We start from the raw sequence: 17,953 nt of genomic DNA, 5'->3' as shown, positions 1-17,953 counted from the left end.
CTGTCAGTGGGTGAGAGTCGGAGCGGCGGCAGGAACATCGACCCGGAACCACGACGGGTCGGTGAGGTAGGCCTGTGCCAATTGTGCAGTGCCGGCGGCGTATCGGTGCCCGAGTGTCTGTGCCGGTCCCGATTCTGGATGGCTGCCGATCCAGGCCGTCAGCATCAGCCGGCGCAGCATGACGAACGTGGGGATCTCGACGAGGTCGGCGGCGGGGAGGTCCCGGACGCTGCGGTAGCCGGCGAGCCATTCGTCGATGATGCGCGCGGCGTCGGGGGTGTCCTCGACGAACGACACCACGGCACCGAGATCGGCGAGGTACCACGACCAGCCGCAGTCGTCGAAGTCGATGACGGTGATCTTGCCGTCGTGGACCATCAGGTTGGACATCCGTAGGTCGGCGTGGACCAGCCCGAAGCGCTCGGGCCCCATGCCGTATTCCGTGAGCCGCTCGATGACCTTGCGTTCGGCCTCTTCGATGATCGTGGCGTCTTCGGCGCTGAGCGCCGGGGCGTCACGCCAGTTGCCCCAGCGGCCGGCGGCGCCGAGCATCGTGTCCAGATCCCAGCGGAACCGCGTGAAGGTCTCCGGTCGCTGCCAGCGCTGGACGTGCTCGTGGAGCGTCGCGGTGATCGCGCCCAGCTCGCTGAAGCTGATGTCCGAGGCATCGTCCTCGGCGATGGTGCCCTCGACGAAGGTGAACATGTCGACCAGGTAGACCTCGTCGCCGATGCGGGCCTCCACCACGCGCCGGCCGTCGGGAGCGGGGATCACCTGGGGCGTCGTGATGGCGGAGTCGGCCCGCAGGCTTTCCATCCAGTCGAGTTCGGATTCGATCGCGGCCAGCGAGTGGTATCCGGGCCGGTGCACGCGCAGGACCTGACGCTGCGGGCCCGCTTCGGTGCCGGTCGCGGCCTCCGATTCGATGAGGAACGTCCCGTTCTCCGAATAGCTGAGCAGCGTGACTGTCGCCGAGTCGAGCTGGTACTGCGGAAGCGCGACACGCGCGAAGCGTTCGTAGTCGGCTACGGCTAGGTCGCGGGCCATGTCGCTCATTGTGGCTCTCCTGAACTGCGGTGTGGGCACGGTCACGTTTTGGTCTGGTCAGTTCTACCCCATCGTCGGGCGAAAGTGAACCAAATCCGAAAATTGGTAACAACGGATTTACGCTGTGGAAATGCTGGGAGTTGCGACACGGTTCTGCCACGAGTGCGCAGGTAGTAAGGGTATTGACCGGGCTGGACCGGTCTGGTACCAATAGCGCTGTGCCGATGGCCTGGGGGTCCATTGGTCCACTGGACAGCCGAACTGCTGCTCGTTAGAGCAGACCAAATAAACCAAAAACCGGCCACCGCCGGCCGGACCCGTCTCCCATCAGATCGGATCGGTTAGCACCCATGAGTGAGATCGACGATTACCCACGAACCGCCCCGCCGACGTCGGCGCCGCCGGACACCGGCACCGGCGTGCAGCGCCTCAAACCCAATGCCGTCGGCCTGATCGGCGTGCTGTTCATGGCCGTGGCCACCGCGGCCCCGATCACGGCGATGGTCGGCAACGTCCCGATCGCCGTGGGGGCCGGCAATGGCGCCGCCGCTCCTGCCGGCTACCTCATCGCCACCATCGTGCTGGGGCTGTTCGCCGTCGGCTACGCGGCGATGTCTCGGCACATCACCGCCACCGGAGCGTTCTACGGTTACATCTCCCATGGCCTCGGTCGGGTTGTCGGGCTGTCTGCCGGGTTCTTGACCGCGATGGCCTACATGGTGTTCGAAGCCGCACTGGTCGGCATCTTCTCCTTCTTCTCCAGAGACCTGTTCGTCTCGCTGTTCAACGTGCACGTGCCGTGGGTGGTGTTCGCGGTGACGATGATCCTGGTCAACGCCGTCTTGACCTACTTCGACGTCAATCTGGCCGCGAAAGTGCTTGGCGTGCTGCTGATTACCGAGATCATCATGCTGACATTGCTGGCCGGCTCGGTCGTTGTCACCGGCGGTGGTCCGGAGGGCTGGTCGCTCGGATCGCTCAACCCGGTCAACGGGCTGAAGGGACTAAACGCCGTCGTCCCGAATCTGAGCGGTGGCGGCACCGTGGTCGCCGTGGGCTCGGCCGGTGTCGGTTTGTTCTTCGCATTCTGGTCGTGGGTCGGTTTCGAATCCAGCGCCATGTACGGCGAAGAGTCCAAGAACCCGAAGAAGATCATTCCCATCGCCATCATGTCGTCGGTGCTGGGCATCGGTGCCTTCTACGTGGTGGTGTCGTGGCTGGCGATCGTGGGCACCGGTCCCACCAAATCCATTGCCCTGGCGCAGAATACGGACACCGCCAGCGAGATCTTCATGATTCCGGTGCGCGAGCATCTGGGCAACTGGGCGGTGACGCTGTTCCAGATTCTGTTGACCACGGGTTCGTATGCCTGTGGCATGGCGTTCCACAACTGCGCAGCCCGCTACATCTACGCCATCGGCCGCGAAGACGTCCTGCCCGGCACCGCGAAAACGGTCGGGCGGTCGCACCGCGTCCACGGCTCGCCGCACGTCGCCGGCTTCGTCCAGAGCGCAGTCGCCCTGGCGATCGTGCTGTGGTTCGCGGGCACCGGACGCGATCCGTACGGTGATCTGTACGGCGTGATCGCGCTGCTGGGCACCGCGGCCATTCTCATCGTGCAGGCCTTGGCCGCGTTCTCTGTCGTCTCGTATTTCCATGTGCGGAAACAACATCCGGAGACCGCGCACTGGTTCCGCACCTTGGTCGCCCCCGGGCTCGGCGGCATCGGCATGCTGTACGTCATCTACCTGCTGATCAAGAACGCCTCGTTCGCGGCAGGCACGGCCAAGGACGACATCGTCTTCGCGTCGATTCCCTGGGTGGTCGGTGGCACCGCCATCGCCGGAATCGTGGTCGCCCTTGTCCTTCGGGCCCGGTCCCCGCACCGTTACGACCGATTGGGACGCGTCGTGCTCGACGAAGAACGCTGACATTACGCCCGGACCCAGCGCCGATCGCTACCAACGCAAGGACAACGAACATGGCTTTCTCCACAATCATGGACTCCAACAGCTACACCGGCGGGGGAGAACTCGACCCCACCACCGATGCCATGGTCGAGAAGCGGCGATCGACGCTGGGCCCGTCGTACCGGCTCTTCTACAACCGGCCCGTCCACCTGGTGAGGGGCAGCGGTGCCCACCTATTTGATGCCGAGGGCAACAAGTACCTCGACGCCTACAACAACGTGGCCAGCGTCGGGCACTGCAATCCGCGGGTCATCGAGGCCGTGGCGCGCCAGATGGCGGAGCTGAACACCCACACCCGCTATCTGCACGGCGGCATCCTCGACTACTCGGAGCAGTTGCTCGCCACGTTCCCGGCGGAAATATCGTCGATCATGTACACCTGCACGGGATCCGAGGCCAACGACCTGGCCGTCCGCGTCGCCGAGCAGTACAGCGGCGGCACCGGGGTCATCGTCACCGAGGAGGCCTATCACGGGAACAGCGCGCTGATCTCGGCGATGTCGCCCTCGCTCGGTGTCGGTGTGCCGCTGGGCACCAACGTCCGCACGGTGCCCGCGCCGGACTCCTACCGCATCGATCCGGCGGCACTGGGCCGCTGGTTCGCCGACCAGGTCAGCGCCGCGATCGCCGATCTCGAACGGCACGGTCACAAATTCAGTGCGCTGCTGCTGGATTCGATCTTCTCCTCCGACGGCATCTACGTCGACCCATCGGTGCTGGGGCCGGCGGTCGAGGTGGTCCACCGCGCCGGCGGCGTGTTCATCGCCGACGAGGTGCAGCCGGGCTTCTCCCGGACCGGCGAGGCGATGTGGGGCTTCCAGCGGCACGGCGTGGTGCCCGATCTGGTGACCATGGGTAAACCCATGGGCAACGGCATTCCCGTCGCCGCGATGGCGGCGCGCCCGGAGATTCTCGACGCCTTCGCCCGGGAAACCCCCTACTTCAACACCTTTGGCGGAAATCCGGTGTCCATGGCGGCCGCACAGGCCGTCCTGGATGTCATCCAGGGCGACGATCTCGCCGAACATGCCGCTGCCGTGGGCGATCAATGGCGATCCGAACTCCGCACCTTGGCCAAGGACTACCCGTTCCTCGGCGACATTCGCGGCACTGGGCTGTACACCGGAATCGAGATCGTCACCGACCCCGACACCAAGGAGCACGACAGGGGCGCAGCGCAGCGCATCGTCGACATGATGCGGGAAAACCGCGTTCTGATCTCCGTCTGCGGTGGGCATGGCAACATCCTCAAAGTGCGCCCTCCTCTGGTGTTCTCGATGTCGGACCTGGACTGGTTCATGACGGTGTTCGCCGCCGTCGTGAAGGAGCTCGCGTGAGCGCCTATCGCGAAGCGTTCGAGGCCGCGGCCCAGCGGCCCGACGAGTTCTGGCTGACGGCCGCCCGCGCCATCGACTGGACCGTCCCGCCGACCCGCGCACTCGACGAATCCGCGGCGCCGCACTATCGCTGGTTTCCCGACGGGCAGCTCAACACCTGCTACAACGCCCTGGACCGGCATGTCGAGGCCGGCAACGGGGACCGCACCGCGCTGATCTACGACTCCGCCATGGTCGGTGTCCAACAGTCCTTCACCTACGCCGAACTCCTCGATCGCGTGGCACGCTTCGCCGGAGTGCTTGCCGCGCAAGGGGTCGCCAAGGGCGACCGGGTCGTGATCTACCTGCCGATGATCCCCGACGCGGTTATCGCGATGCTGGCCTGCGCCCGGATCGGCGCTGTGCATTCGGTGGTTTTCGGCGGGTTCGCGGCCAATGAGCTTGCCGCGCGCATCGACGACGCTCACCCGGTGGCCCTGCTGACCGCCTCGGGTGGTCTGGAGCCCGGACGCACCGTCGAGTACCTGCCCGTGGTCGCCAAGGCTCTGACGCTGACCAGCGCCGCGCCGGCGACGGTGATCGTCAAGAACCGCGGCGAGATCGCCGGCGAGGCCACCGACTATCCGGGCTACCTGGACTGGGATGAGCTGGTGGCGGCTGCCGAACCCGTCGCCGCCGTACCCGTGGCCGCCACCGACCCGCTCTACATCCTCTACACCTCGGGTACCACGGGTAAGCCCAAGGGCGTCGTGCGTGACAACGGTGGGCACGCCGTCGCGCTGTCGTGGTCGATGAAGCACGTGTACGACATCAGCGCCGGCCAGGTGATGTGGACCGCCTCGGACATCGGCTGGGTCGTCGGCAGCTCGTACATCGTCTACGGGCCGCTGATCGCCGGTGCCACCACGGTGCTCTACGAAGGCAAGCCCGTGGGCACTCCCGACGCCGGTGCCTTCTGGCGGGTCATCGAACAGCACAAGGTCGACGCGCTGTTCACCGCGCCGACCGCGCTTCGCGCCATCCGCAAGGCCGACCCGAACGCGGCGATGCTTGCCGGACAAGATATTTCGTCGCTGCGCACCCTGTTCGTCGCCGGTGAACGGCTGGACCCCGACACCTACGAGTGGGCATCGACCGTCCTGCAGCGCCCCGTCGTCGACCACTGGTGGCAGACCGAAACCGGTTGGGCCATCTGCGCCAACCTGCGCGGTCTCGAACCGATGGCCATCAAGGCCGGTTCGCCGACCGTCCCCGTGCCCGGCTACCGCGTCGGCATCGTCGACGCCTCCGGCAACCCCGTCGCGGCCGGCGTCGAGGGCAACATCGTCATCAAGCTGCCGCTGCCGCCGGGCACCCTGGCGGGGTTGTGGCAGAACGACTCGGGATTTGTGCAGTCCTACCTGTCGGCGTTTCCGGGCTACTACCTGACGGGCGACTTCGGCTACGTCGACGACGACGGATACCTGACGGTGCTGGGCCGCACCGACGACGTGATCAACGTTGCGGGCCATCGACTTTCGACCGGGAGTATCGAGGCCGTCATCGCCGGGCACCGGGCCATCGCCGAGTGTGCCGTCATCGGCATCCACGACGACCTCAAGGGGCAACGCCCGAGTGGTTACGTGGTGCTGAAGTCCGGTGTCGATATCGGCCATGACGTGCTGCAGCAGGAACTCGCCGGGATGGTCCGCGACCAGATCGGCGCCGTCGCCACCTTCCGTGACGTCACGGTCGTGGGCGCCCTGCCCAAGACCCGGTCGGGAAAGATCCTGCGAAAGACCATGCGGCAGATCGCCGAAGGGACGGACTACGTCGTCCCGTCGACCATCGAGGACAGTTCGGTGATCGACGCGCTGATCCCGGTGCTGCGGCCGAGCTAGCGCCCGGCGGCGCCGGGTAAGTTGGCGGCAATGTGGGGTTCTGTGGCGGTACTTGCGCTGCCAATCGCGTTCGATCCGGTGCGCCTCGGCGTCAACCTGTTGCTCATCTCGCGGCCGCGCCCGGCGCAGAACCTGCTGGTCTACTGGGTCGGCTGTGTGACCGCGAGCGTGATGCTGCTGTTGCTCCCGCTGCTGGCGCTGCACTTCACGGACGTGGCGTGGGTGCACGACCTGGCCAACCCGCGGACCACCGCGAGCGCGACCATGCGACACGTGCAGGTCGTCGTCGGGGTGCTGCTGCTGGCCATTGCCGCGCTGACGGCGGTGCGGATGGTGACGCGCAAACGCACTCCCGATGCGGACGTCTCGCCCATCTCGAAGCTGTTGCAGCGGGACCCGGACGCGCCGGCGCGGGCCGGATTGCTCGGGCGTGCACAACGGGCCTGGGAGAGCGGGGCACTGTGGGTCGCGGCGGTGATCGGTTTCTGGGCCGGCCCCAATCCGTCGCTGGTGCTGTTCGCCCTCACGACCATCCTGGCGTCGGGCGCCGCCATCGGTACGCAGCTCGGCGTTGCGATGGTGTTCATCGTGGTGAGTCTCGCCGTGGTTGAGGTGGTGCTGCTCTGCAACGTCGTCACCCCGACGAAAACCCAAGCGGCGCTGCGGAATGTGCACGACTGGGTGGGCGGCTACCGACAGCAGATCGTGGTGGCCATCGTGACGCTCGTCGGCCTGGCGTTCGTGGCCCAGGGTGCCGGCTTGCTCTCCTAGTTCTCGCCGAACCGGCAGTGCGGTTGCACGGTGCTGGCCCTAGGGGTACTACGGAGCGCGACAGAGGGTTGAACGCGGCTCCAACTGGGAAAAGAGTGGGGATGACTGATCACGAGGTCCACCACGACGGATACCCGACACATCGCCGAAAAGTCCGCTTCGACTGGTCGGACACGCCGCTGCACTGGGTTCCCGGAGACCCGTTCTCCACTCACATGCTGAACGTGTTGCATCTCATGCTGCCGGCAGGCGAGCGCTGGTTCATCCAGGTCGTCAACGAGGCGGAACCCCTTGTCGATGATCCGGAGATGAAAGCCGCGATCAAGCCGTTTGTACAGCAGGAGGGCTGGCACGCCCAGGCGCACCAGATGGTTCTTCAGCATCTGGCGGAGCAGGGAATCGACAGCACGCCCTTCACCGGCGAGGTACACACGGAACTGCCCACGGTGGGCGACAAACAGTCGCGATTGCCACGGGTACTGCAGCGGTGGTCGCTGTACCAGCGCCTTGCGGTTGCCGCGGCACTCGAACCTTTCAACGCGGCACTGGGGCAATGGACGATTCAGAACCGCGGCCTCGATTACGCCGGAGCCGATCCGACCATGCTGGATCTGCTGCGCTGGCATGGGGCAGAGGAAATCGAACACCGCGCGCTGGTGTTCGACATCTATCAGTACCTGTGCGGCAACTACGCCATGAGGGCGGTGACCATGCTGCTCACCGCACCCGGTTTTCTGTTCACCTGGTACCGGGGAGTGCGCTATCTGATGGCGGCAGATCCGACCATCTCGGCCAAGCCTCGTTGGCGTGACTGGTTGCGCGCCTCGCGGCAGTACCGGGTGCCGGGTCCCTGGCTGCTCATGGTCATCGTGCCGTTCCGCTACATCCGGCCCGGTTATCACCCGAACCAGGAGGCGTCGACGCAGATGGCGCTGGATTACCTGGAGTACTCGCCGGTGGCACGCGCTGCTCGGGAACGAGCCGAGGCGGCTGGTCAGTAGTCGATCTGCGCGTCCAGCCCGAACTCGGTGAGGGTGCGTGACACCGTGTCGCGCAACGCTTCTCGGGTGTTGAGCCGACCAGGTAGATAGGCAGAGATTCTGATCGACATCTTCCCGGCCGCCCGGCCAGAGGACAGGAACAGTTGTCCGCCCATGGCCTCGAGCAAGCCCTTCGTGATATCGGGCTCGACGGATCGCATGGACAGATAGGCGGCGTCGGTGCCGTCGGGCCGGTTCACCGCCGGCGGCACGTCGCCGACGTTGGAGCAGGTGACGGGGAGGATGGCGCCACCTGCTGCCATCGCGGCGACCTTCCGGACGGCCCACTTCGGCGTGATCGACGCCAGCGCTGTTGGCGCCAGGGACTCGTCGTCGGGGTTCTCGATGGTCTCGAGGGTCGCGCGCGTGACCTTGGCGCGTATCTCGCCGAGGTCCTTTGCCACGTGCGTAGGGTCGACGATGACATCGACGCTCGTCAGCGCATTGGCACGGGTATCGCCCTCGGTCCGCCGCGACAGCACGAAACGTAGGGTGACGGTGCCGTCCTCCTGAACGCGCCCCGTCGCCACCGCGATTCGGCACGCGATTCCGGCGATGAGCGAGTTGCTGCTCCCACCAAGGCTTTTCGCGCGCGCATCCCATTCGTTCAGGTCGATCTGTGCGGTGAGACCGGGAACGTCGACCCGCTGATCGGTGTCGGTCCGGTGCGGGGAAGCCGGTGCTGCCGTGGCCGGCGGTCGAACTTCACCCCGTTCGCGCCGAGCCATTCGCGCCACGGCGGCCACGGCGTGCGCCATGTCGGGCAGATCCTTGACCGTCTGCCGCAGATCCTCGCGCAGCGCACGACTGCGAGGCCGTGACCCCGGGGACAGATAACCCAGGTCGTGCGTCCTGCCCTCGACCGCGTCGGCGACCGCCTGCCCGAAGGCGATGGCATCGACGATCAGATGCGACGCCACGAGACTGACCGCGGTTGCGCCGCCCTCGAGCGGCAGCACGCCGAGATGCCAGCCGGGGCCGTGCTCGGGATCGAGGGGCAGGCGTGCGCGTTCATCGGACCATGCGCTCACGTCGGCGCGAGGCCGCGGCACGGCGGCGACGTCGATGTCCGGCGCCGCCGGCGACAAGACCCAGCGATCACGCGCGAACGGTAGTGACGACCGCTCGATCCGGCGCCCCAGCAGTCCCTGGCCGAGGTTGCGGTGAAACCGCCGCAACGCGGCGACGTCGACGGCCCGGTCGTAGATCCAGGTCATCTGCAGAACCGTGCCGTGGCTCGCGCGAAGCGCGAGGAACGCGGTCTGGTCCAGGTAGGCGAGCCGGTCGTCCACCGGCGCACCGTCGCGCGAGCCGACGTGAGCCACCGTCGGCGCCGGGGGCGCGGCCGTGTCGGTGAGCGATCCGGCTAGGTGGTCGGCGAGCGCCCGGGGGCTGGGGTGGTCGAAGATCAGAGTGGGCGGCAGGGCCAGGCCGGTAACGGATTTGAGGCGGTTGCGTAGTTCGACAGCGGTCAGGGAATCGAAGCCCAGGTCTTCGAACGCGGCGTCGCGGTCGATGTCCTCGGGCGTGGGGTGGCCCACCACCGCCGCCGCGTGCGCACACACCATCGCGGTCAGCAGCTCGTGTTGTTCGCCCCGGGACAACGCAATCAGGCGCTGGGTCAGCGCCGACGTCGATCCGCCGGCCGCCACAGGGTTGGCGGTCAGCCGCCGCCGCGGACTGCGCACCAACCCACTGAACAGCGCCGGCAAACCACCGCTTCGCGCCTGGGTGTTCAGCGCGGCCCGGTTCAGGAGCGCGGTCACCGCCACGGGGTGACCGATCGTCAGCGCGTCGTCGAACAACGTCAGGGCCTGCCCGGGGTTCATCGGAACGAGTCCGCTACTGCTGATCCGAGCCAGGTCACGGTCATTCAGATGAGCCGTCATGCCGCTGGGCTGTTCCCACAGCCCCCACGCCAGCGACATGCCGGGCAGTCCAAGGGCTCTCCGGTGAGCGGCGAAGCCGTCCAGGAAAGCGTTCGCGGCTGCGTAATTGCCCTGACCCGGCGCGCCCACGGTGGCGGCGATCGAGGAACACAGCACGAACATCGACAAATCCAGCTCACGGGTGGCCACGTGCAGGTTCCATGCCGCGTCGACCTTGGCCCGTAACACTGTCGCCAGCCGGTCGGGGGTCAGCGAGGCCAGCACTGCGTCGTCGAGCACCCCGGCGGCATGAATCACTCCGCGCAATGGTGGGCAGCGCTGCGACAATTGCGCCACCATCGCGGCCACCGCATCCGGATCGGCCACGTCGCAGGCCACCAATTCCACTTGGGCGCCGGCACTTTCCAATTCGGCGGCCAGCGCCGCGGCGCCTTCGGCACGGTCGCCGCGTCGACTGGCCAGCACCAGGTGGCGGACCCCGTAGACACCGACCAGATGCCGCGCCAGGTGTGCACCGACCATTCCGGTGGCACCGGTGATCAACACCGTGCCGTCGCCGAGCCGATCAGCCAGCGCCGTCGGCATGGTCAAGACCACCTTGCCGATATGGCGCGCCTGACTGATGAACCGGTAGGCCTCTACCGCGCAACGGACGTCCCAGGTGGTGACGGGCAGGGGTCGAAGCTGCTCAGTTTCGAAGAGCTTCGTCAACTCGCACAGCATCGCCTGCATCCGTTGCGGTCCGGCTTCGGAGAGATCGAACGCCTGGTACCGAACACCGGGGTAGGTTGCGGAAACTGCCTCCGCGTCGCGGATATCGGTCTTGCCCATCTCGATAAAGCGCCCACCGTGGACCAACAACCGCAGCGACGCATCGACGAAGTCACCGGCCAACGAGTCCAGCACCACGTCGACTCCGCGGCCGCCGGTGGTGGCCAGGAATTTGGCCTCGAAGTCCACTGTGCGTGAATCGCCGATGTGATCGTCGTCAAAACCCATGGCGCGCAACGTGCTCTGCTTACCGGGGCTCGCGGTCACAAAGACCTCCGCCCCGAAGTGGCGAGCCAGTTGCACGGCCGCCATGCCCACCCCGCCCGTGCCCGCGTGCACGAGCACCGATTCCCCGGCACAGATCCCGGCCAAATCCGTCAGCGCGTAGAGGGCGGTCAGGAAAGCTACCGGCACGCCCGCGGCCTGCTCGAGTGACCAGCCCGGTGGCACCGTGGTCAACAACTGTTCGTCGACCACCGCCACCGGCCCCGTGCCGGCCATCAAGCCCATCACCGCATCCCCGATCGCCACCCCCGTGACGCCGGGGCCGGTCTCGACCACCACCCCGGAGCCTTCTGCACCGAGCACCGGGGCTTGCCCGGGATACATTCCCAGCGCCGCCATCACGTCGCGGAAATTGACCCCGACCGCCGCCACCGCCACCCGGACCTGGCCGGCCCGCAGCGGTGCCGTCGCCTCGGGGCAGGCCCGGATCACGAGATTCTCCAGGGTGCCACCACCGCCGACCGTCAACCGCCACGCCGATTCAGCTGCCGGCGGCGCCAAAAGTGCAGGGGCCGAGGCCAACCGGGCGGCATGCACCGTGCCGGCCCGCACCACCAGTTGTGGCTCCCCGGCGGCGACCAGCGCTGCCATATCCACCGTCGTGTCCGAGTCGAGCAGCATGATCCGGCCCGGGTTCTCGGCTTGCGCCGAACGCACCAAACCCCACACCGCCGCGGCGGCCAGATCGCCGACATCCTCCCCGGGCAATGCCACCGCACCATGGGTCGACACCACCAACGTGCTTGTCCGCTCCTCGGCCGACCAGTGCTGCAACACCTCGAGGGCGGCGCGGGTGGCGTCATGCACCGCACCCACCACGTCGTCACGGGCAGACTCGCACTCCCACACCACCACATCGTGGTCCGCCCCAGCGTCGGCCCGGAAGTCCGCCCAGGACTGCGTCGAGCGCGGGAGCACGCGGTCAATGGTGTTGTGGTTCACCGATATCGGTGTCCAGATCACTTCCAGTGGCCCGTGATCGGCACCACCGGCGGCGGTGGGCGATTGGCCGGCGCTCATCGGACGGGTTACCAGCGAGCGCACCGTCAGCACCGGCGAACCGGCACTGTCGACAACGTCCACGGACATCTCATCGTGTCCACGTGCCGTGATGCGGGCACGCACCCGCCCGGCGCCGCCGGCATGCAGTGACACTCCCCGCCAGCAAAACGGCAGCACGGTCTGCGTGGTGTCGACGGCCAGCCCCGTGGCGTGCAGCACCGCATCCAAGACAGCTGGATGGATTCCCATCTCAGCGCCCGGCACGCCGATCTCCGCGGGTGCGGCGACTTCAGTGAAGAGCTCGGTGCCGCGTCGCCAGACCCCGACCAATCCCTGGAAAGCCGGTCCGTACTCATATCCGCGTCCGGCCAGCCGCGCATAGGCGTCCGCGATGTCCACGCTCTCCGCCCCGGGCGGCGGCCACACCGACAGTTCCGCCGAAGGCGCCACGGCAGTGACCATCAGCGTGCCCTCAGCGTGCAGCAGCCAGTCCGCCTCGGATTCGTCGCGACGTGAGTACACCGAGACCGCGCGGCTGCCCGTCTCCGCGGCGGCACCCACCAGCACCTGAAGCTGGGTCCCGGTGTCGTCGTCCAGGACCAGCGGCGCGGCCAGTACCAACTCCTCGATGGCTCCGCAACCCACCTCATCAGCCGCTCGGATGACCAGCTCTACAAAACCGGTCCCGGGAAACAGCATCACACCGCCGACCACGTGATCGGCCAGCCATGGTTGATCGGCCGGCGACAGTCGCCCGGTCAGGACCACTCCGCCAGAGTCAGGCCGCTCGATGACCGCGCTCAACAATGGATGGTGTGCGTCACCCAGACCCAGATCGGCGGTGTCCTGGGGGCCAGTGGCGGCCGGTACCGACCAGAAGCGCCGCCGCTGAAATGCATACGTAGGCAACTCGATCCGGCGCCCGCCCCCTCCGGCAAGCGCTGCCGGCCACGCCACTGCCATCCCGGTGGTGAACAGCCGAGCGGCGGCGCCCATCAATGCGTCCAATTCCGGGCGACCTTTGCCGAGCAACGACACCACGACCGGCTCGGCCGGTGACAGCGACTGTTCGATGGACGCCGTCAGGCCGCTACCGGGACCGACCTCGACGAAATGGGTTGCTCCGGGTGCCCGCAGATTGCGGACACTGTCGGCGAAACGCACGGGCCGGCGGATGTGCTCTACCCAGTACTGCGCCGAGCCGAAGCCGCTGTCGGCGGCCGCCGGCTGAGCCGTCACGTTCGAGATCAGCGCAATCTGGGGCTCCCGCACCTGGACTCGGGCCGCTATCCGGGCGAACTCGTCGAGCATCGGTTCCATCAACGGCGAGTGGAAGGCATGCGATACCGCGAGCGAGTGCACCCGGCGGCCCCGGGCGGCCAGCCGCTGCGCGGTTGCGGTCACGGCGCTCTGCACGCCCGAGATCACCACGGATTGGGGAGCATTGATCGCCGCGATCGCCGCGCCCTCTGCCAGCAGCGGCGCCACCTCGTGTTCAGCGGCGCTCACCGCAGTCATCGCACCACCGGGCGGAAGCGCCTGCATCAGACGTCCCCGTGCCGCCACCAACAGCGCGGCGTCGGGCAACGTCAACACTCCGGCGACGTATGCCGCCGAGAATTCGCCCACCGAATGCCCCATCACGAAATCCGGTGTCACCCCCCAACTCCGCAGCACCGCGAACAACGCGACTTCCACGGCGAACAGCGCCGGCTGCGCGAACTCCGTCAGCTCGAGCAGACTGCTGTCAGAACCCCAGAGCACCTGCCGCAGCGGCAACCGCAGATGCCGATCCAGCTCATCGGCCACTGCGTCAAAAGTCTTGGCGTACACCGGCAATTGCTCGTACAACTGCCGGCCCATCCCGAGCTGCTGGGACCCCTGCCCGGGGAACACCACCACCGACTTTCCCACCGGGCCAGCGCGGCCGGTCACCACGACCGCATCCGGCGCGCCGCCGGCCAACCCGGCCAGTCCCGCCGTGAGCACCGGACGATCGGCACCCAGCACCACCGCTCGATGCTCGAACGTCGAACGCCGTGCCAACGAGTAGGCCACATCGACCGGCTCAAGCCGCGGATCAGCTCGCAGATGGGCCGACAACCGGGCCGCCTGTGCCGTCAGCGCCTCGGCTGATTTGCCCGAAATCACCCACGGGAGCACCGACAAGCGGCCGGCGGCTGCCCGCGCTGCGGTATCGGGCTCGTCGACCGGGCCCTGCTCCACGATCACATGCGCGTTGGTGCCGCTGATCCCGAACGACGACACCCCGGCCCGGCGCGGTCGCCCATCGCGCGGCCAAGCCCGGGCCTCGGTCAGCACCGAAACCGCCCCGCGGTCCCAATCAACGCGAGGGGAGGGCACGTCCACGTGCAGGGTCGCGGGCATCATGCCGTGGCGCATCGCCTGCACCATCTTGATCACCCCGGCCACGCCTGCGGCGGCCTGGGTATGCCCCATGTTCGATTTGATCGAGCCCACCCACAACGGCCGGCCGGGTGGGCGCTCTTGTCCGTAGGCCGCCAAAAGTGCTTGCGCTTCAATGGGATCGCCCAACGTGGTGCCCGTGCCATGACCCTCCACCACGTCCACGTCGGCGGCGGTCAACCGCGCGCTGGCCAGCGCTGCCCGAATGACCCGCTGCTGGGACGGCCCGTTGGGCGCGGTCAGACCGTTGGAGGCGCCATCCTGGTTGACCGCACTACCGCGCACCACCGCCAACACCGAATGCCCCAACCGCCGGGCATCCGATAACCGTTCCAGCACCAGCACTCCGGCGCCTTCGCCCCACGCCGTCCCGTCGGCGGCTCCGGCATAGGCCTTACACCGCCCATCGGGCGCCAGTCCCCGCTGCCGGCTGAACCCGATGAAAGTCTCCGGCGACGTCATCACGGTCACGCCACCGGCCAATGCCAGGTCGCATTCCCCCGACCGCAACGACTGCGCGGCCCAGTGCAGCGACACCAACGACGAGGAGCACGCGGTGTCCACCGACACCGCGGGTCCCTGGAGTCCGAGCACGTAAGCCACCCGACCCGAGGCGACGCTCAACGCCGAACCGGTCAGCCCATAGCCTTCCAACCGGTCGGTGCCCGCCGCGCCGTATCGCTGTGCGAAGACTCCGGTGAACACCCCGGTGCTCGACCCTTCCAGCGATGTCGGGTCAATCCCGGTCTGCTCCAAGGCTTCCCACGAACACTCCAGCATCAACCGCTGTTGCGGATCCATCGCCAGCGCCTCACTGGGCCCGATTCCGAAGAACCCGGCATCAAATCCGGCCACGTCCGTGAGGAAACCACCCCAGCGCGTATAGGTCTTGCCCGGCGCATCGGGGTCCGGGTCGAACAGACCCTTCGCATCCCAACCACGATCGGTCGGAAATTCCGACACTACGTCCCGGGCGTTCGCGACCATGTCCCACAGGCCCTGTGGCGTATCCACCCCGCCGGGGAACCGGCACGCCATGCCGACTATTGCCACCGGCTCGTCAACCGGCGTTGACGGGGTCGGCGCGATCGGGCTGCTCCCCGAGGACAGTTGCGCTTCCACATGCTGAGCCAGTCGCGAGATCGAACCGTAGTCCCAGCCCACCGTGTCCGAAAGGTGCAGCCCCGTAACCGCCGCCAGTCGATTACGAAGTTCCACCGTCATTTTCGAGTCGAACCCGAGTTCAGAAAACGCGAGATCCCGATTCAGCGACTGCGGGCCGGGCAGCCCCAGCATCTTCGCAACCTCGGCGCACACCGTATCCGCCACGAGTCGGTGCTGTTCCTGCCGCAGGACAGCGAGCCGCTCGCTGAGCGTCACGTCGCTGACGCCCGCGTCGACGTTCGGGTCGTTCGACACGCGTTCGGCACTGGCCGCCGACGGACCCGACGGAGGCTCGACGGTGGGAAGTTCCCAAATCGGCGGCACCGGGCTTTCGGTGCGCAATTCGGTGCGGAGAAGCTTGCCGGTCGGCGTTCGGGGCAGCTGCTCGACAACGGCAAACCGGTGCGGCACCTGGACGGCGGACAGCTGAAAAAGCAACCGCTGGTGGAGGTCTCGGATGGCCGATTCGTCGATGACGGCATGGTCGGCGGGGACGAGGAACGCCTGCAGTGTCGAGACGCCGACCGATTCCGCTACGGCGACGACCGCGGCGTGGGCGACTCTGTCATCCTCGGTGAGGAGTCGCTCGATGTCCCGTGGATTGACGTTGACGCCTCCGATGATCTCGGTGTCGTCGGCGCGGCAGCAATACGTGACCCACCCGTCGGTGTCGACGGACACCCGGTCCCGGGTATCGAGCCACTGGCCATCTCGCCGGAGAAGACCTGGCGGACGGTTCCAGTAGCCCGGCGGTATCGACGGACCCCGTACCCAGAGGACGCCCTCGACGCCAGGTCCGGCGGCGGTGCCCTCAGCTGTGACGACCCGAATCTCGTAGGGCGGAAGAACTTTTCCAATGGTTCCCGGCCGCCAGTCCTCGATGGTGTTCGACACGAAGGTCTGTCCGACTTCGGTCGAGCCGATTCCGTCCAGTATCGGGATACCGCCGAAGAACTCCGTCATCCGCTCCGCGAGACGAATGTCCAGAGCCTCGCCCGCCGATACCACGGCACGAAGCGAACGGAATGAGTCCGGGGAGCATGTATCGACAATCCGTGCGAAAAACGTTGGTACGCCGTAAAGCACCGATGCGCCGAACGTCGTACACAGGTCGGCCGTGGCCGCCGCGGTCACCGGCCGGGGGTTGATCACCGCCGAACTGCCTGTGGCAAGCGGGAACCAGACGGAGTTCCCCAGCCCGTATGCGAAATACATGGGGGCGCTGCATAGTCCGATGTCACGGGAGGTGAGCCGCAACGCTCGGCCGCACATGGCGTCGACGTAGGCCCACACGTCGCCGTGACGGTGGATCGCGGCCTTCGGTGCGCCTGTCGTGCCGGAAGTGTAGGTGGCGTAGGCGTGGGCATCGGCACTCAGCTGCGCGTAGGCGGCCGGCTCGACATCGGCGGCTTCGGACACCAGCTCCGCGGCTTCGGTGGCCGCCGCCTGCCGAAAGTGGTCGAGGAGAGTGCGTGTGGTGATGACAAGCGCCGGCTCCGCGTCCTTTTCGGCGAATGCGTGATCGCGGCGATTGAGTTCGGGATTCGCCAGGAACACCACGATGCCTCGACCGAGGCACGCCAGCATCAGCTGTACGAGTTCCGGCGAATCCGGTAGACACAACAGGACGCGGTCTCCGCCCGAGAGGCCACGGCGCTGCAGCACTGTCGCGAAACGTGCTGCCCCGTCATGGATTTGACCATGGGTGACGACGTGCGGCCCGTGGTAGGCCGGCCTGTCCCGCCATCCTGCTTGCGACGCCCGTTCGGCCAGCAGCTCCGCCAGATTTCCGTTCGGCATTGCGGTCTCCGTCATGACGTCTCCGGGGAGAAGTCGAGGAAGTACTCGGTGACGACGATGACGGGATGTCCTCCGATGAGGATGCGATACCGGCGGCCAACGGTTTTCGGTGGCGACGTCTGTCGGGTGGCGGCGGCGAGCCAAGCGGGTGGTTCCGCGATCCAGACCTCGGCCGGCTCCTTGAACGTTTCGAGGCGGCTGGCGGCCATGATTTCGCCGATGGGCGAGTTCGTGGTCATCAAGGCTGCCGCAATCGAGCCGGGCAGCAGATCGATGGCGATGAGCGACTCGGCTCCCACGAATCGGCGCCCCGAGTTGCGGCCGTTGAGCAGGATCCGGCGTTGCAGGATTCTGCTGCCCGACAACTGCTCCCACGCCGCCATTTCGCGTGAATGAATCTGCTGCTCGATGATCTGCACAACGATCTCTTCGTCGGTGACGACGCCGAGAATCCGGGTCAGGGTGCCGTTTGTCGCTATGAGTATCCGCAGGTCCCGATTGAGCTGGTGGATATCTTCACCAGCCAGAAAGCACTCAGTCATGTGGCCGTTCCTCGTCGTGGCTGTGCCG

8 protein-coding genes are annotated in these 17,953 nt (G+C 67.1%); 5 read left to right on the top strand and 3 right to left on the bottom strand.

The features are described 5' to 3' along the window. Positions 1-3: 3 nt before the first annotated feature. Positions 4-1,047 carry a phosphotransferase enzyme family protein gene (locus G6N59_RS14410; RefSeq protein WP_138232943.1) on the bottom strand — a complete coding sequence of 348 codons (1,044 nt, stop codon included), beginning with the start codon at positions 1,045-1,047 and terminating at the stop codon, positions 4-6. A gap of 350 nt (positions 1,048-1,397) precedes the next feature. Between G6N59_RS14410 and G6N59_RS14405 the strand changes: the two genes are divergently transcribed. From G6N59_RS14405 to G6N59_RS14385, 5 genes are all read left to right on the top strand, one after another. Beyond that, the gene (locus tag G6N59_RS14405) at positions 1,398-2,978 is read left to right on the top strand and encodes an APC family permease (protein ID WP_138232942.1); all 1,581 of its coding nucleotides are present in this window, start codon (positions 1,398-1,400) and stop codon (positions 2,976-2,978) included. A gap of 50 nt (positions 2,979-3,028) precedes the next feature. Next, positions 3,029-4,354 carry an aspartate aminotransferase family protein gene (locus G6N59_RS14400; protein ID WP_138232941.1) on the top strand — a complete coding sequence of 442 codons (1,326 nt, stop codon included), beginning with the start codon at positions 3,029-3,031 and terminating at the stop codon, positions 4,352-4,354. After that, positions 4,351-6,234 (top strand): acetate--CoA ligase, encoded by a 1,884-nt coding sequence (locus tag G6N59_RS14395; protein WP_138232940.1) that lies wholly within the window; start codon positions 4,351-4,353, stop codon positions 6,232-6,234. Before G6N59_RS14400 ends, G6N59_RS14395 begins: the two co-directional genes overlap by 4 nt. A 30-nt stretch (positions 6,235-6,264) precedes the next feature. Then, on the top strand, positions 6,265-7,005 hold the full coding sequence (locus G6N59_RS14390; RefSeq protein WP_138232939.1) for a GAP family protein: 741 nt from the start codon (positions 6,265-6,267) through the stop codon (positions 7,003-7,005). Between the two features lie 101 nt (positions 7,006-7,106). Continuing rightward, positions 7,107-8,006 (top strand): metal-dependent hydrolase, encoded by a 900-nt coding sequence (locus G6N59_RS14385; RefSeq protein WP_138232938.1) that lies wholly within the window; start codon positions 7,107-7,109, stop codon positions 8,004-8,006. Here the strand turns inward: G6N59_RS14385 and G6N59_RS31590 are convergent. Beyond that, the gene (locus G6N59_RS31590; protein WP_234884434.1) at positions 8,000-17,398 is read right to left on the bottom strand and encodes a type I polyketide synthase; all 9,399 of its coding nucleotides are present in this window, start codon (positions 17,396-17,398) and stop codon (positions 8,000-8,002) included. The two genes, G6N59_RS14385 and G6N59_RS31590, sit on opposite strands and share 7 nt — an antisense overlap. After that, a complete protein-coding gene (locus G6N59_RS14375; RefSeq protein WP_138232937.1) occupies positions 17,395-17,925 on the bottom strand; it encodes a chorismate--pyruvate lyase family protein in 531 nt (176 codons plus the stop codon). The genes G6N59_RS31590 and G6N59_RS14375 overlap by 4 nt, the downstream gene beginning before the upstream one ends. Positions 17,926-17,953: the final 28 nt, after the last annotated feature.

The sequence above is a fragment of the Mycolicibacterium aubagnense genome (assembly GCF_010730955.1).
Classification (GTDB): Bacteria; Actinomycetota; Actinomycetes; order Mycobacteriales; family Mycobacteriaceae; genus Mycobacterium; species Mycobacterium aubagnense.
This window is presented reverse-complemented; position numbering and strand designations above follow the sequence as displayed.